Source organism: Streptomyces sp. NBC_01166 (assembly GCF_045039765.1).
Lineage (GTDB): Bacteria > Actinomycetota > Actinomycetes > Streptomycetales > Streptomycetaceae > Streptomyces.
Genome location: NZ_CP108613.1, coordinates 656695 through 673818 on the forward strand (window position 1 = coordinate 656695; position 17124 = coordinate 673818).

Below are 17124 nucleotides of genomic sequence, written 5' to 3' on the forward strand. Positions count from 1 at the left end.
ACGACTCACCCTTCCGAACCGGCGGCCCGGGCCCTCTCCCGGGCTCGCCACCCACTACCTGCCCAGCCCGTCGGCTCCACACCCTCCGTGCTGCGCCCCAGATAGGTGAGCGGCCCGGGGTCGGGTACGTCGATCACCTGGAATCCGAGCCGGTCGTAGAACGCCCTGGCAGAGGTGTTCGCCGTGAGCATGGACAGATGGGCGGCCCGGACCCCCTTCCGGTGCAGCGCACCCAGGAAGGCGCCCATCAGCTCCCTGCCGTACCCCCTGCGCCGCCACGGCGGCAACAGGTCGATGTGCAGGTGCGCGGGGTGTCCGGCCAGCTCCGGAAGGATCATGCGCTCCGGGCGGTACAGGAGGGCCGTCATCGCGTCGGTGAGCGTCTCGGGTTCACCCTCCGGCTCGGGGAAACGGTCCGTCACCAGGGGGAGCCAGACCTCCCGGAAGGCACCGGCGAACCACCGCGTGTCCGCGGTCCCCAGGACGTATCCGACCGCGCGCCCGGAGCCGTCGTCCAGGACGAAGGTCAGCTCCGGTTCCAGGTGGGCGTAGGGCTCGGCGAACAGTGCGGGCATCAGCCCCGGATCCGGATAGAGGTGCGTGCTGTCCCCGCCGTTGTCGGCCGTGCGGACACAGATGTCCGCCAGGGCCTCCCGGTCGGCGGGGCGATAGGGGCGTACGTGCGCGGTCGCGGTCATCGCCCCATCCTTCACTCCTGGGAGCGCTCCCACAAGGCCCGGAGGCGCATCAGGGCACCTCACGCTCCTCGCCGTCCGTGCGGGCGAGTTCGACGTTGAACTGGGCGCCGGTCAGGAGCGCCAGGTTGGTGAACCAGATCCAGATCAGGAAGACCACCAGGCCTGCCAGTGAGCCGTACAACCGGCTGTAGCTGGCGATGTGGGTCGCGTAGAGCGCGAAGCCGGCAGAGGCGATCAACCACAGGAGGGCCGCGAGCACCCCACCGGGAAGCGCCAGCCGCACACTTCGCGCGGAGCGCGGACCCGTGCTGAAGAGGACCAGGATGAGGCAGGCGACCAGACAGAGCAGGACGGGCCATTTCAGACCCTCCCACAGTGCCTCACCGGCCTGCGCCAGACCCGCCCGGCGTCCGAGCCAGCGCGCCAGAGGTCCGGTGAGCACGAGGACGAAGGCGCTGGCCATCAGCAGGACGAGCAGCCCGACGGCCGAGACCACGATGATGTGCGCCTGGCGCAGCGGCGGCCTGGTGTCCTTCACCCGGTGCATGGCGTGCATCGCCCTGCGGAAGACCGCCAGATAGCTGGACGCGGACCACACGGCGCTCACGCTGCCGGTGGCGACGAGCAGCCAGACGGCGGTGCGTTCCTGGGTGGCCGCCTCCAGGGGCCGGCGCAGGGCCGCTCCGGACTCGGCCGGCGCGAAGGCCGTGATGTCGGCGATCAGGGCGTTGGTGGCGCCGGGGTTGGCCAGGCCGATGACGGAGACGGTGACGAGGAGGGCCGGCAGCAGCGCCAGGATGGCGTAGTAGGTGAGGGCGGCCGCCCAGTCGGAGAGGTCGTCGTTCCACAGCGATACGGGGGTCCGGCGCAGAGCGGTGCGCCAGTGCCTCCGCGCGGTGCGCCCTGCCGGGGGTGCGGTTCGTTCCGCGACTGGGCCGTCGGTCCTGCTGGGCACGCGGTTACTCCGGGGGACGTGGGAAAGGCGGATGGCCGGGACGCCTCACGGCGGCCCGGCTGCTCCCTTTCTCTCATGCCTCGGCCCCGGGGATGTACTCCGGGCGTGGCTCAGTCGTTGACGGCGGTGAGCAGCACCACCGCGTCCTCCAGGGCCAGCAGTCCGTGCCGCTCCTGGGGGATGGGGTGCAGCCGGCCCGCCGCGAGGTCCACGTCCCCGGATCCCGCGGTGAGCCGGACCGCACCGCGCAGCACCTGGAGTGACGCGGCGGGAGGCGCGTTGTGCTCGTCGAGGGCGGACCCCTCGGTGAGCGCGATCACCGTCTGCCGCAGGGGTTCCTGGCGCAGCAGCAGGTGCGCGCTGCGCCCGTGCGCGTTGGCGCGGGCTGCGGCCAGGTGCTCGTCGGCGAGAGCGTTGAGATCATCCATACGACCACTGTGCCGCAGCCCCCGCTCCCCCGCTATCGCGTCCGGCGCAGCCAGGCCGCCGTATCGGCCGGCAGCAGGCCGGAGGGGTCCAGAGGGCCGCTGGTCAGTAGCGTCTCGTCGTGGTCGGGCAGCGGCACGGGGCTCCCCGAGAGATTGACGACGCAGATCAGGCCGTGGGTCCGCATGAAAACGAGGACGCCCGGTGACGAGGGCAGCCAGTTCAGTCTGCCGTCGGCCGTCTCACCGGGGGCGGCGGCGAAGCCCGGTTCGACGCGGCGCAGTCGCAGCGCCTCCCGGTAGAGGGTGAGCATGGAGCCGGGGTCGGTGCTCTGCCCTTCGGCTGCGTACGACGGCCAGTCCGCCGGCTGCGGGAGCCAGGGTTCGGCCGTGGACCCGAAGCCCGCGTACGGCTCCTCGGCGGACCACGGCAGGGGGACCCGGCAGCCGTCCCGTCCCGGGTCGATACCGCCGGAACGCAGGTGCATGGGGTCCTGGATCCGCTCGCGGGGGATGTCGGCCTCGGGCAGTCCGAGCTCCTCGCCCTGGTAGAGGTAGACGGCCCCCGGCAGCGCCAGGGAGAGGAGGGCGGCCGCCCGTGCCCTGCGGGTGCCGAGCTCCAGGTCGGTGGGGGTGCCGAAGACCTTCGCCGCGAAGTCGAAGCCGGTGGCCTCGCGGCCGTAGCGGGTGACCGTGCGGGTCACGTCGTGGTTGCACAGCACCCAGGTGGCGGGGGCTCCCACCGGGGCGTGCTCGGCGAGCGTGTCGTCGATCGCGGAGCGCAGCAGCCCGGCGTCCCAGGGACAGGCCAGGAAGTTGAAGTTGAACGCGGTGTGCAGCTCGTCGGGGCGGAGATAGCGGGCGAAGCGCTCGGAGTCGGGGAGCCAGACCTCGCCGACGAAGATGCCGTCGTACCCGTCGGCGATGGCACGCCATGAGCGGTAGATGTCGTGGAGTTCGTCGCGGTCGACGTACGGGTGGGGGTCGGTGTCCTTGACGAAGTCGGGCAGGGCGGGGTCCTTGGCGAGCAGGGCCGCCGAGTCGATGCGCACACCGGCGACGCCCCGGTCGAACCAGAAGCGCAGGACGTCCTCGTGCTCCTGGCGGACCGCGGGGTGCGCCCAGTTGAGGTCCGGCTGTCCCGGGGCGAACAGGTGCAGGTACCACTGACCGTCCCCGACCCTGGTCCAGGGGGTGCCGCCGAATTCGGAGACCCAGTCGTTGGGCGGGATCTCCCCCTGGGCGCCGCGTCCCTCCCGGAAGTGGAAGAGCTCGCGCTCGGGGCTGCCCGGGGCGGCGGCCAGTGCCGCCTGGAACCAGCTGTGCCGGTCGGAGACGTGGTTGGGGACGATGTCGATGATGGTGCGGATGCCCAGCTCACGGGCCTCGGCGATCAGCTTCTCCGCCTCGGCGAGATGGCCGAAGGCGGGGTCGATGGCGCGGTAGTCGGCGACGTCGTAGCCGCCGTCGGCGAGCGGGGAGAGGTACCAGGGGGTGAACCACAGCGCGTCGACGCCCAGTTCGACCAGGTAGGGCAGCCTGGCCCGTACTCCCGCGAGATCGCCGGTGCCGTCTCCGTCGCCGTCGGCGAAGCTGCGTACGTAGATCTGGTAGATGGCGGCGTCGCGCCACCACGGTGCGGTGGCCTCGGTCGGAGGGTTGGCTGCCACGTGGCGTTCCTTTCGGGCAGGAGGTACTCCGCCCCCGGCCCGTGAGCGGGGCGTGCGATGGCAGGGCCGGCGGCGGAGTGCTGGTGGGAGGCGGTGGTTCGGAGGGGCGTCGTCAGCCCTTCAGGCCGCCCGCGGTGAGGCCGCTCATGATGTTGCGCTGGAAGAGCAGGAAGATGAGCAGCGTCGGGACGGACGCGATGGTGAGCGCGGCGATGAGGACGTTCGTCGGCACGCCGTTGGACAGCGAGTAGATGCCGACGTTGAGGGTCTGCTTTCCCGGGTCGGGCAGGGTGAGCATGGGCCAGAGGAAGTCCTTCCAGACTCCGACGACCGCGAAGATGGAGACGACGCCGAGGATCGGCCGGGAGATCGGCAGGATGATGGAGCGCAGCGTGCGCAGGGGCGACGCGCCGTCGATGGCTGCCGCGTCGAGGAGTTCGCCGGGGATGGAGTCGAAGAACCGCTTCAGCAGGAAGATGTTGAAGGCGTTGGTGACCGACGGCAGCCAGATCGCCCACGGCGAGTTGAGCAGGTTGCGCTCGAAGATCGGTACGTCGAGGACCGTGAGGTACTGCGGTACGACCAGGACGGTCGCCGGGATCATCAGGGTGGCGAGCATCATGCCGAGGATGACCTTGCCGAAGATCGGACGCAGCTTGGAGAGCGAGTAGGCGGCGGCCACGTCGAGGACCAGCTGGAAGGCGAGTGCCCCGAAGGCGTAGTAGAGCGTGTTGAAGAGCAGTCGGGCCAGGTCCATCACGTTCCACGCCTGGGAGTAGTTCTCCGTGTGGACCGAGGAGGGGAAGGCGGTGGGCGGGCTCTGGACGACTTCCTGGGTGGTCTTGAGGCCGCCGGTGACCATCCAGTACAGCGGGCCGAGGAACGCGAGGGTGAAGGCCGCCGCGACCAGGGCGAAGACGATCCAGTAGACCGCCTTCCCCCGGGGCCGGCCGAGCTGGGCCGGTGAGATCAGGGTCCGCTGGCGGCCCTGGTCCGCGTCCCGGCGACGGGCCTTACGGCTGCCGGGACCGCCGGGTCCGCGCCGGGAGACAAGCGTGTTCGATGCCATCGTCGTGCTCCCGTCTAGTCTTCGCTGCTGCGGCTGAGGCGTACGTACACCGCGGAGAAGCCCGCGAGGACGACGAGCAGGAGGAGGCCGAGGGCCGCCGCTCCGCCGTAGTTGTTGAAGTTGAAGGCGTATTGGTAGATGAGGTAGACGACGGTCGTGGTGGAGCCCTCGGGGCCGGCGCCGTTGGTGAGCAGGAACGGTTCGGTGAAGACCTGCATCGTCGCGATGATCTGCATGAGCAGCAGGAGCGACAGGATCAGCCGGGTCTGCGGGATGGTGACGTGCCAGATCTTGCGCAGGAGTCCCGCGCCGTCGAGCTCGGCCGCCTCGTAGAGCTCGCCCGGGATGCCCTGGAGCGCGGCGAGGTAGATCAGCGTGGCCCCGCCCATGTTCATCCAGGTCGACGCGATGACGACGGAGAGCATGGCGGTGTCGGGGTCCTGGAGCCATTGCTGGGCGGGCAGATGGAGGAACTCCAGGATGCGGTTGAAGAGTCCGTAGCCGGGGTCGTAGAAGTACTTGAAGAGCAGCACGGAGGCGACCGGCGGCAGCATGACGGGCAGGTAGACCAGCAGGCGGAGATAGCCCTGCGCGTGCCGGAATTCGTTGAGCACGACGGCGACGACGAACGGGACCGCGAAGCCCAGCAGGAGCGCCAGCACGGTGAAGAGCAGGGTGTTGCGCCACGCCTGCCAGAACGCGGGGTCGTTGAAGACGTAGGTCAGATTGGACCAGCCGGCCCAGGTCGTCGTGCCGTCCTCGGTCTTCTGGAAGGCGAGGAGGAATTCCCTGACCATCGGATACCAGGAGAAGAAGGAGAAGCAGAGGACGGCTCCGATCAGGAAGCCGTGCGCCGAGATGTTGCGGCGCAGGGCGCGCAGGAACTCCTCGCGGGCGGAGTCCGGCCCGCTGGGGCTCTGGTGGTGGTGCCCGGGGGGCGGTGCGCTCGCCTTCCCGGTGGACAGGGTGGGGGCCGACATGGTCTCTCCTCGGTGCCGGTGCAGTCGCTCGCAGACGGACGGTCCGGATGCGGGGCCGGGCCCGCCCGGCCCGGCCTCCGTACGTCCGCTACTGGTTGGCCAGGACCTGGTTGACCTGCTGCTCGGCGGTGTCGAGCAGCTTGTCGATGTCGGCGTCCTTGTTGGTCAGGACCGCGGACATCGCGTTGTCGAGGATCTTGTAGATCTCCTGGGCCTTCGGCGGCTCGGCCTTGCCCTGGACGGGCTTGTCCATGAAGGCCTTGAAGTTCTCGACGGGCATCGTGGCGTTGGCGACACGTTCGGCGTCGTCCGTCGTCTTGCTCTCGCCGAGGAAGAAGTTGGGCTGCGGAAGCCCGACGGGGAGGTTGTCGGCCTTCCTGCGGCCCCAGTCGAACTGCCCCTTCTTCGGCGTGAGGTTCTGGAAGTTCAGCCAGGCGACGGCGGCCTTGATCTTGTCGGGCGAACTGCCCTTCTTGATCATGTAGTTGTTCCCGCCGAAGAGCGTGCCCTCGGCACCGGGGATCGGGCCCATGCCGAAGTTCTCGTACTCCGCGCCGAGCTGCTGCACCATGTACGTGATGTCGTCGGGCGCGGCGAGGAACATGCCGAGCTTGTCGGTGGCTATCTGCTTCTGCAGATCACCCCACTTCAGAAGCTGGGTCTTGCCCATGCTGTCGTCCTCCCAGCGCATGTCGTGCAGCTGCTGGAGGACCTGCTTGCCCTTGTCGTCGTTGAACGCGGCCTTCTTGCCGCTCGCGTCCACGACGTCGCCACCCAGGCCGTACTGCGTGGCGGTGAAGTGCCAGCCGCCGTTGTTGCCGGCGCTGTACTCGCCGAATCCGGCGATGCCGTTGCCCAGTGCCGCGATCTTCCTGCTCGCGGCGCGGACCTCGTCCCAGGTCGCCGGCGGGGTGTCGGGGTCCAGACCGGCCTGTGTGAACAGCTTCCGGTTGATCATGAGGCCCATGGTGTAGTTGCTGGTCGGCAGCGCGTAGAGCTTGCCGTCCTTGCGGGCCACGTCGAGCACCTGGGGCTGGATGTCCTTGAGCGCCGGGACGGACGTGTCGTTGACGTACGCGGAGATGTCCTCGGCGCCGTCGTTGTCCAGCACCTGCTGGAGGTCGGTGAAGTACGCGTAGAACACGTCAGGTTGCGACTTGCCCTTGAGCATGGCCGTGAAGCGCGGCGGCTCCAGGCACTGGCCGGGCGTCGACTTTCCGTTGATCCTGACGTTCGGGTACTTCTTGTTGAACGTCTTGACGTCCTCGTTCCACTCGCGCAGTTCCGCGGCCTTCGCGGCCGGCGGCATACAGTCGATCGACAGCGTCACCTCGGCCTTCGGGTCGAGCGGCGCGGTCGGATAGGAGGAGCCGCTGCCGGAGTCGTCGTTCCCGTCGCCGCTGCTGCTCGTGCCGCAGGAGGCAAGGGCGGTCAGGGCGAGCGCGGTGACGACGGCGGCCGCGGAGGCACGGCGGGTACGGCGAAACCCAGCACTTCTCATCGGTGGTCCCCTTCGGGCATGAGCACGGAAGGCCTCGGCCGACTGTCTGCCGGGGCGCGGCATACTCAACCACCGGCGACAAGTGAGCGCAATATCTCGCGCAGTTTTCGTAAATGTTTGACAGCGCTCCGCATGTGATGAGGCGCCGGGCAACAGCATCCCGGCGCCTCGATGGAGCACTCCTGTGCGGCCCAACCCGGACGAGCCGGGCACAGGACGCGGCTCGGCCGACCTGCGGCGTAACGACCCGTCAGGGACCGTCCGACGGTGATCCGCGAGCCGCAGTCCGCAAGAGACGGACTTATGGCTGCAAGACGTTACGCGGCTGCGGGGCGTCTCCCGGGGGCCGTTTCCGGAACCCGGGGAACGCCCCGCCCGCTTCAAACCGCCTTACGGGTTGATATTGATCTTGAACGTGGAGGTGGTGTTCTTCACGTCCTGGGCGTTGCCGCTGAACTTCAGCCCGTTGAAGGTGACCTCACCGACGGCAGGTCCCTGCCCCGCCTCCGGCATCTCGTTGGCCCACAGACCGAAGCCGGACTTCGCGTCGAACGCGTCACCGCTCTTGCGCGCGCCCGAGATCGTGATGTCGGTGAGCACGGTGTCCTTGATGGGGAACTGCGGCTGGCCTCCCACGTAGTTCGTCTGGAACATGATCCCGCTGTACGTCGGGTCGACGATGTCCACGTTCGAGATCCGTATGCCCTGGAAGACCTTGGAGGCCGAGAACAGCCAGATCCCGGGGAAGGTCTGCGTCCCCCAGAAGTGACCGCCGGCCCGCACGACCGAGACGTTCTCGATCGCCGTGGGGCCGGTCCCGAACCCGTTCATCGGGTAGCCGAAGTCCAGTGAACTCACGGTGATCCCGGAGTACACCAGGGTGTCGGCGATGTGGATGTTGCGGAAGGTGTTGTCGTAGCCCCCGTACACGGCCACTCCCGCCGCCCGCCACGTGAGGATCGACGTCAGGTTCTCGTACACGTTGTTCTTCATGTCCGCGCCGCCGGCGTCGATCGCCGAGAACAGCGCGAAGCTGTCGTCCCCGGTGGCCCGCGCCTCGTTGTTCGTGACGTGGTTGTCCGTGGAGCCGTTGGTCATGTTGATTCCGTCGGCGAACATGTTGCGGATCCGGGAGTTCTTGATGGTGACGTTGTCGGTGTTGGCCCCCCAGTAGAGGCACACCATGTGTTCGTTCCAGATGTTGTCGATCACGATGTCCGAGACGTTGGAGAAGTCGAACACCTTGCCCGGCCCGTCGATCCGGGACGTGTAGTTGCCGAAGTACGCGAAGTCGGAGAACGACGAACCCTTCGCACTCGCCTCCGCACGGAATCCGATGTCGGTGTTGTCCTGGGTGGACGGGGCGTGGAACCGGGTGAACCAGGGCCCGGCGCCTGCCACCTTCACGGCCTTGCCGTAGACCTGGAACTTGCTCGAGGTGGAGTAGTCACCGGCCGGGAGGTAGACGCCCACCAGGGTTCCGGTGGTGTCCATCCGGACCTTGTCCAGGGCGTTCTGCACGTCCTGGTGGGTGAAGCCCGCGGGGACGGCGTACCGGGCGGGATCAGGGTTCGCCTTCTGCGCGACCTGCTCCAGGCTGACGAAGTCGATCGCGTACGTGCTGGTGTTGGCCGCGTCCTTCTGCAGCCGGATCCTGCTGCCCGCCGGGACGGTCTTCCCCAGCATGACGTTCGCCTCGTCGTAGATGTGCCGGGGCGCGCCGGAGCCGGGGTCGTTGCCCGGTCCGGTCTCGTTCCCGTACAGCCAGGCGTACTTCGAGGTGAGGTCGATCGCCTTGAGGAAGGTGCCGTCCACGTAGACGTTCAGCTTCGAGTCGATGCCGCCGCCGCCCGCGGAGTCCGGGACGGAGAACCGGGTGACCAGGGTGTTGGTGGTCGCCCGCGTCGTGAACTCGACGTAGTTTCCGGTGCTGTCGAGCGTCACGGCCTTGCGGCCGGACGCCTCGCCCGCGATGTCACCGACGGTCCTGTTGGGGCCGACGACCTTGGCCCCGCCCCCGGTGACACCGTCCTCCGCCTCATACATGTCGTACGGCATGTTGGCGCCGCGCCCGACGAAGAGCGATTCGGTGCTGGTGTTGTTCGCGCGCTTCACCGGCAGTTCGTTGGCGTCGTCGGCGAGCACCACCTTGACCGTGTACGAGCCGTTGGCAGCCGTCCAGGTGCCCAGGGAGACCGGTGACGTCGTGGAACCCGCGGCGACGGCGCCGTTGTGCGCACCGGTGAGGGTCTTGACCGTCGCCCCCTTGGAGTCGATCAGGCTGAGGGTGATCCCGTGGCTGCCGCTCGCGGACGCCACGGAGCCCTGGTTCTTCACGGCGACGGAGAAGGTGACCGTGTCGCCGGCCGAGGGGCCCGACGGGGAGGTCGTGACCGCGCTCGCCACGAGGTCGGAGCTGGACACCGGCTTCACCACCAGCGGGGTGCCGCTGGTGAAGCGGTTGTTCGTCTCGTTCTGCTCGATGATCTCGCCTGCCGGGTCGACGACCGCCCCGAGCGTGTAACTGCCGGCGTCGCGGGCCCCGACGGACGCGGTGACCTGGGCGGATGCGCCTGCGGCAAGGGCACCCACCGAAGCGGTGGCGACCTTGGATCCGCCGAGCTCGAAGTCCAGCTTCCCGGCGGGAGAGGCGACCGCACCGGAGTTGCGGACGGTGGCCGACAGAGTGATGGCGTCCGATTCCACGGGGGCCGAGGGCGAGGCGGCGACCGTCGTGACCTGCAGGTCCGGGTTGGGGGCCGGAGCGCCCAGTACCTGGAACTCGGCGACCTGACCTGCGCCGGATCCGGTGTTGGAGGTGAACTTCAGCTGGACGTCGGCCACCCGGGCGGTGACCGGGATCGTCACTGTGTTGCCCGTCGCCGGGCTGAACGCGTAGTCCTTGGCGGCGGCCAGGCTCGCGAAGGAGGCGGCGTCCTGCTCCCGTCCGAGTACCTGGATGTTCTGGGTGCGCGCTCCCCAGCTGCTGTCGGGGTTCAGCTTGACGACGACGCTCTCCGTGTCCGCGTCGGCACCCAGCTTGACCGTCAGCGTGTTGGGGTAGCTACCGCCCGCGCCCTCCCAGTACGTGCTGAGGGAGTTGTCGTTGGCATTGGCCGCGACGAACGTGTGGACCACCGAGGACGCGGTGATCGGCTTCGAGACGGCGAGGTTGGAAGCGGCACTCGTGGATCCGTTGCGCGTCACGGTGTTGCTGGCGCCGGAGGCGTTGCCCGCGGCGTCCTTGGCCCGCACGACGTAGCTGACGGTCGTGGCGGCGGACTGGGTGTCGGTGTACGTGGTGACGTCCCCGGCCACGCTCCTGCGGAGCACGTTGTTGGCATAGACGTCGTAGCCCGTGACGCCCTTGTTGTCCGAGGAGGCAGTCCAGGTCAGCTTGATCTGCCCGGTCGACGGTTCCGTGAAGGCCAGACCGGACGGCGCGGTGGGCGCCTGCGTGTCCCCGGAGTCGCCGGTGCGGGTGACGGTGTTGCTGTTGCCCGACTGGTTACCCGCCGCGTCCTTGGCCCGGACGTAGTACGAGACGGTCTCGCTCGCCGGGCGGGTGTCGGTGAAGGTGGTGACGCCGCCCGCCACGCCGGTCAGCAGCGTGTTGTCGGCGTAGACGTCGTAGCCCGTGACGCCGGTGTTGTCCGAGGAGGCCGTCCAGGTCAGCTTGATCTGCCCGGTCGACGGTTCCGTGAAGGCCAGACCGGACGGCGCGGTGGGCGCCTGCGTGTCACCGGAGGCCGGGCCGTAGACCTCGAGTTCGGAGAGCTGGGCGGCCGGCTGGACGGAGTTGGCGGTGACGAGCACCCGCACGTATCGGGTCGTGGTCGCGTCGAAGGAGATCGTCGCCGACTGCCCGCCCGCGGCGTTGAAGGTGTACGCCTTGGACGCGGTCAGGTCGCTGAAGTCCGTGCCGTCGGGGCTGCCCTGGATCTTCAGCGTCTGGGTCCGCTGCTCCCAGCCGTCGGGCAGCCGGAGCACGACCCTCTCCACCCGGACCGAGGAACCCAGGTCGGCCTGGATCCACTGCGGGAGCTCGTTGTTCCTGCTCTCCCAGTAGCTGGCCCGGTTGCCGTCGTTGCCGTTGGAGGCCACATACGTCTCGGTGTGGCTGCTCGCCCTGAGCGTCCTGCCCGCGGCGAGATCGGCCGAGGACTCTCCTGCGGCCCTGACCTCCAGCTCGGACAGCTGCGCGTTCCGCCACCCCGTGTTGGCCGTGACGTTCACCCGCACGAAGCGGGCCTGCGTGGCCGGGAACGAGATCTTCACCTCGTTGGAGGTGCCGGGACCGAAGGTGTACGCCGCCGAGCTCTTCAGTGTCGAGAAGCTGGTGCCGTCGGCGCTTCCCTGGAGCGAGAGGGTCTGCTGTCTGCTCTCCCAGCCGGCGGGGAGCTTAAGGGTCACCTCGTCGACCCTGGCGGCCGAGCCGAGGTCGGTCTGCACCCACTGGGGCAGGGTGCCTCCGGCGCCCTCCCAGTACGTCGACCGGTCGCCGTCCGTCACGTTCCTGGCGACGTACTCGCCGCCGGCACTGCTCGCCGCCGCGGTCCGGCCTGCGGCGATGTTGGGGCCGTCGGCCGCCGCGGCGGTGAGCGACGGCCATCCGATCATCAGAAGACTGGTGGCGACCATGGCGGAAAGCGTCCGCCACCTCCAGCGTTGGGCTCTCATAAGTCCCCGATCTCCAGCCTCGGCGCGGGACACGCCGAGAGTGCGGCTCTGTCGGCACAGCTCTGCGGCAGTTGTTTCTGCACACGCCGAGCTGAGTTTTGCGCTTGGCGGTCAGAGAGTTGCAGAGAAATGCGAGAGCGTCCACGGTTGCGACAGAAACCGGAGCACGGCGGGGCGTTACGGGGAGACGCGCAAGCGCCTTTCGATGAGGCGCATTTCAGGAGGGCGGCATCGCAGTTCGCCCACCCCCTGACGCACCCTCAATCAACGTAAGCTTTTTGCGTAAAACTGCAAGCTGACCGAAAGTGCCTGTTCCACGGCACAGCGAAAAGCGGGGCCCGCAGGACGCGGACCCCGCTCGGTGGAGCCGGCCGGGAGTCAGAGACCGCCGACGTGGAGGAGCCGGTCGGGCGAGCCGGCACCCAGGCCGGTCAGGACGTCAGGGGTCGCCTCCGCGGCGAGCCAGTCGGAGACCTCCTGCGGCGCCGCGTCGGGGTGCTGCTCCTTGTAGAGTGCGGCGGCACCGGCGACGTGCGGACTGGCCATGGACGTTCCGCTCAGGGTCGTGGAGCCGCCGCCGAGGTTCGCGGACACGATGTCCACGCCCGGGGCGTACAGCCACACACAGGTACCCCAGTTGCTGAACGTCGCCTGCCGGTCCTGGTCGTCACTGGCCCCCACGGCGAGTACGCCGTCGGCGCGCGCCGGGGAGACGTCACAGGCGTCCTGGTTCTCGTTGCCCGCCGCGACCACCGGCAGGGTGCCCTCCGCCGCGAGTGCGTCGAACGCGTCGTCGACGGCCGACGACGCGGGTCCGCCGAGGGAGGCGTTCACGACGGCCGGCTGCTCGGCGTTCTGGGCGATCCAGTCGAGGCCGGCGATGATCCCGGCCCACGTACCCGAGCCTTCGCAGTTGAGCACCCGCACCGGCACGAGGGAGGCCGCGGGCGCGACCCCGTACGTCGTACCGGCCACGGTCCCGGCCACGTGCGTGCCGTGGCCGTTGCAGTCCTCACCGTTGCGGCCGTCACCGATCGCGTCGTACCCGGCACCCACCCGGCCGCCGAACTCGCTGTGGGCGGATTCGATGCCGGTGTCGAGGATGTACGCGGTCACGCCCTGACCCGTGCCGTCCACGTCGTACGTGCCGTCCAGCGGCAGGTTCCGCTGGTCGATGCGGTCCTGGCCCCAGCTCCCGGCGACGGCCCGCTTCCCGGCCGCCCCGGCGGCGGGCGGCGAGACGGAGGCCTCGCTGTTCTCCTCGACCGCCTGGACGCCCGTCGCGCCGCGCACCTTCTCGAGCTGCGCGGGCGTCAGCGAGGCAGCGAACCCGTGCAGGACCTTGCTGTACGTGAAGAGGGTGCTGACCCCGATCTGCTCGGCCATGGCGGCCGGCTTCTGCTCGGGTGAGACGGTGACGATGTACTGACCGGGGACGGCCCGGGCCGACCTCTGCACCGGCACGAGAGTCTCGCCGGTGTCCGCCGTGGCCGTGGTGGTGCCGATCAGGGGGGCGATCAGCAGTAGAGCGGCTGGTGCCCAGCGGGCGCGCAGGCGCATGCGTTCTCCCTTGAGGTGGAGGAGCGGATCGCGGACCTGTCAGGTCCGCGAAGTGCGAACACCTGACCTTTCGTCCACATCTCCGGCGAGCCTGAGCCGCGTCAGCCGGACAGCGCAACGATCGGCGCCGGGGCAGGCCCATTCGGCGCATCGCATGAAAGGTTTCAACTCCTCCTTGCGAGCGAAGATAGACCCGGCCCAGGAGGGCGTCAATGCCCCAGGCGGCAGGCATACAACTATCAATCCAGAAATGGCATTATCGCGAAAGAACTCTTGACAGTGAGCGGTCAAAACCCTAGCTTCACCGAAACTGAAACGATTCACCACTGCATCGTTACGGAGCCGCGTTGTGATCAGCAGAAGACGACTGCTCAGCACCACCGCCGCCACCGCCGCGCTCGCCGCGGTGTCCGCACCTCCCGCCGGTGCGTCGGGCCCCGCGCGGGCCGGGGCGGGCGGCCGGGCTCGCGTCACCGAGCCGACCGTCGAGTACGTACGCAATCCGCTGGGCCTGGACACCCCGCGTCCACGACTGAGCTGGCCGGTCGCGTCGGACAGCCCGGGCCGGAGCCAGACCGCCTACCAGGTGCGCGTGGCCACCGCCCCCGACCGTCTGGGGAAGCCCGACGTCTGGGACAGCGGCAGGGTCGAGTCCGCGCAGTCCATGCTGGTCCCGTACGCGGGCCCCGAGCCGGCGTCCCGCACGCGCTACTTCTGGTCCGTGCGGATCTGGGACGCGGACGGCCGGGCCTCCGCGTGGAGCGAGCCGTCCTGGTGGGAGACCGGTCTCATGGAGGCCTCGGACTGGTCGGCCGGGTGGATCGCCGCACCCGAGGCACTGACCGGCACGCCCGCTCTGGACGACGCCTCGTGGATATGGTTCCCGGAAGGGGATCCCGCCGTCGAGGCGCCCGCCGCCACACGGTGGTTCCGCGGCCGGGTGGAGATTCCGGAGGGCGTCACCCGCGCCCGGCTGGTCATGAGCGCCGACGACGGGTTCACCGCCAGGGTCAACGGCGTGGAGGTGGCGCACACGGAGGCCGACGGCCCCGCCGAGAACTGGAAGCGTCCTGTCCTCGTCGATGTGTCGGACCATCTCGCCCCCGGGGCCCAGGTGATCGCCGTGTCGGCGACGAACGCGGTCAGCGGCCCTGCCGGGCTGCTCGGAGTGCTGGAACTGACCACCGCCGACGGCGTGGTCACGTCCGTCACCGACGCGGGGTGGCGGGCCACCGACAAGGAACCGTCGGGAGACTGGCACTCCCCCGGCTACGACGACACCGCCTGGCCCGCCGCCAAGGCCCTCGCCCGCTGGGGCTCCGGTCCCTGGGGCGAGGTGAAGGTGGCGTACTCCCCCGCCACCCAGCTGCGCCGGGAGTTCACGCTGGGCCGCAGGCGGGTCGCGCGGGCCAGGCTCTACTCGACCGCCCTCGGCCTGTACGAGGTGTCCCTCAACGGCGAGCGCGTCGGTGAAGACCGGCTCGCCCCGGGCTGGACGGACTACGACAAGCGCGTCCAGTACCAGACGTACGACGTGACCGGTCTGCTGGCGCGGGGCGGCAACGCGCTCGGGATCACGCTCGCGGCCGGGTGGTACGCGGGGAACATCGCCTGGTTCGGGCCGCATCAGTACGGTGAACGGCCCGCCGCGCTCGCCCAGCTGGAGGTCACCTACACCGACGGGTCGACCGAGCGCGTGGTGTCGGGGAGCGACTGGCTCGCCGCGGCGGGGCCGGTCACGGGGGCGGACCTCATGGCGGGCGAGGACTACGACGCCCGGCTGGAGACCGCCGGATGGACACGTGCCGGCTTCGACGCGGCCGGCTGGCTCGCCGCCGACAGCGTCGACGGGGTGACCGCGGCGCTCGTGGCCGAGGTGGACGGCCCCTGCCGTGTGGAGCGTGAGCTGACCACCCGTGAGGTGTCCGAACCGGAGCCCGGTGTCTTCGTGTTCGACCTCGGCCAGAACATGGTGGGGACCGCGCGCCTCACGGTCTCCGGGCCGGCCGGCACCACGGTGCGGCTCCGGCATGCCGAGGTGCTGAACCCGGACGGCTCGATCTACACGGCCAACCTGCGCACCGCCCGCGCCACGGACACGTACACGCTCAAGGGAGGTGGCCGGGAGACCTACGAGCCCCGCTTCACCTTCCACGGCTTCCGCTACGTCGAGGTGACGGGATATCCCGGCACGCCGGGCCGCGACGCGATCGTGGGCCGTGTCATCCACACCTCGGCGCCGTTCACCATGGACTTCACCACCGACGTCCCCATGCTCGACCAGCTCCACCGCAACATCACCTGGGGGCAGCGCGGGAACTTCCTGTCCATTCCGACGGACACCCCGGCCCGCGACGAACGGCTCGGCTGGACCGGCGACATCAACGTGTTCGCGCCCACCGCCGCGTACACGATGGAGTCGGCGCGCTTCCTCACGAAGTGGCTCCACGACCTGCGCGACGCCCAGACCTCCGACGGCGCCTTCACCCATGTCGCCCCGGACCTCCCGGGCGTCGGCAACGGCGCGGCGGGCTGGGGCGACGCCGGGGTGACCGTGCCGTGGGCCCTGTACCAGGCGTACGGGGACGTGCGGGTGCTGGAGCAGGCCTGGTCCTCGATGACCGACTGGCTGGAATATCTGGAGGCGCACAGCACCGGGCTGCTGCGCCCTGCGGACGGGTTCGGCGACTGGCTCAACATCGAGGACGAGACACCCAAGGACGTCATCGCCACGGCCTACTTCGCCCACAGTGCCGACCTCGTGGCACGGACGGCCGAGGCGCTGGGCAAGGACCCCGCCCCGTACCGGACGCTCTTCGGCCGGGTGCGCGACGCGTTCCGCGCGGCGTACGTCTCCGCCGGCGGCCGGGTGAAGGGCGACACGCAGACGGCCTACGTGCTGGCCCTGTCCATGGACCTGCTGACGGAGAACGACCGGGGACCGGCGGCGGACCGCCTCGTGGCGCTCATCGAGGCGAAGGGCTGGCATCTGTCGACGGGGTTCCTCGGCACCCCTCGGCTCCTTCCGGTGCTCACGGACACCGGCCACACGGATGTCGCCTACCGGCTGCTGCTCCAGCGGACGTTCCCGAGCTGGGGCTACCAGATCGACCGTGGTGCCACCACGATGTGGGAGCGCTGGGACTCGATCCGGCCGGACGGTTCCTTCCAGGACGCCGGGATGAACTCCTTCAACCACTACGCGTACGGCTCGGTCGGTGAGTGGATGTACGCGAACATCGCGGGCATCGCCCCGGGCGCCCCCGGCTTCCGCAAGGTCCTCGTGCGGCCGCGGCCGGGCGGCGGGGTGACGCGGGCCGAGGGCCGGTTCGACTCACGGTACGGGCCGGTCGCCACGCGCTGGAAGAAGGACGCGGACGGCTTCGTCCTCAGCGTCACACTGCCGGCGAACACGACGGCCGAGGTGTGGGTACCGGGCAGCGACGAACGGAGTGCGGACCGGGGCCAGGCGGACTTCCTGCGGCTGGACGACGGGTGTGCGGTCTTCGCCGTGGGGTCGGGCACCCACCGGTTCACCGCCTCCGGCTGAGTACACGCGTGCCCTGTGGGACCCGTCCCACAGGGC

The 17124-nt window shown here is 69.6% G+C and carries 10 protein-coding genes; 1 reads left to right on the forward strand and 9 read right to left on the reverse strand.

Features of this window, described 5'->3' with window-relative positions:
* Nucleotides 1-5: 5 nt before the first annotated feature.
* From OG379_RS03290 to OG379_RS03330, 9 genes are all read right to left on the reverse strand, one after another.
* Complete coding sequence (locus OG379_RS03290; RefSeq protein WP_405659064.1) at nt 6-698, reverse strand: GNAT family N-acetyltransferase; 693 nt, start codon at nt 696-698, stop codon at nt 6-8.
* A gap of 49 nt (nt 699-747) precedes the next feature.
* On the reverse strand, nt 748-1653 hold the full coding sequence (locus tag OG379_RS03295; protein WP_393754632.1) for a YihY/virulence factor BrkB family protein: 906 nt from the start codon (nt 1651-1653) through the stop codon (nt 748-750).
* A gap of 110 nt (nt 1654-1763) precedes the next feature.
* Nucleotides 1764-2081, reverse strand: coding sequence for a cupin (locus tag OG379_RS03300; protein ID WP_104791065.1), 318 nt, complete (start codon nt 2079-2081; stop codon nt 1764-1766).
* Nucleotides 2082-2113: 32 nt separating this feature from the next.
* Nucleotides 2114-3748: a glycoside hydrolase family 13 protein gene (locus tag OG379_RS03305; protein ID WP_405659066.1), complete on the reverse strand. Its 1635-nt coding sequence runs from the start codon at nt 3746-3748 to the stop codon at nt 2114-2116.
* 112 nt (nt 3749-3860) lie between these two features.
* Complete coding sequence (locus OG379_RS03310) at nt 3861-4817, reverse strand: carbohydrate ABC transporter permease (protein WP_393754639.1); 957 nt, start codon at nt 4815-4817, stop codon at nt 3861-3863.
* Nucleotides 4818-4831: 14 nt separating this feature from the next.
* Nucleotides 4832-5797 (reverse strand): carbohydrate ABC transporter permease, encoded by a 966-nt coding sequence (locus OG379_RS03315; RefSeq protein WP_405659068.1) that lies wholly within the window; start codon nt 5795-5797, stop codon nt 4832-4834.
* A gap of 88 nt (nt 5798-5885) precedes the next feature.
* Nucleotides 5886-7298, reverse strand: coding sequence for an extracellular solute-binding protein (locus OG379_RS03320; RefSeq protein WP_405659070.1), 1413 nt, complete (start codon nt 7296-7298; stop codon nt 5886-5888).
* 390 nt (nt 7299-7688) lie between these two features.
* The gene (locus OG379_RS03325) at nt 7689-11978 is read right to left on the reverse strand and encodes a discoidin domain-containing protein (protein ID WP_405659072.1); all 4290 of its coding nucleotides are present in this window, start codon (nt 11976-11978) and stop codon (nt 7689-7691) included.
* A gap of 378 nt (nt 11979-12356) precedes the next feature.
* Nucleotides 12357-13538 carry a S8 family serine peptidase gene (locus tag OG379_RS03330; protein WP_405659074.1) on the reverse strand — a complete coding sequence of 394 codons (1182 nt, stop codon included), beginning with the start codon at nt 13536-13538 and terminating at the stop codon, nt 12357-12359.
* Nucleotides 13539-13887: 349 nt separating this feature from the next.
* Here OG379_RS03330 and OG379_RS03335 point away from each other — a divergent pair, with 349 nt between their 5' ends.
* Entirely contained in the window at nt 13888-17088 is a 3201-nt protein-coding gene (locus OG379_RS03335) for an alpha-L-rhamnosidase (protein ID WP_405659076.1), read from the forward strand.
* Nucleotides 17089-17124 lie beyond the last annotated feature (36 nt).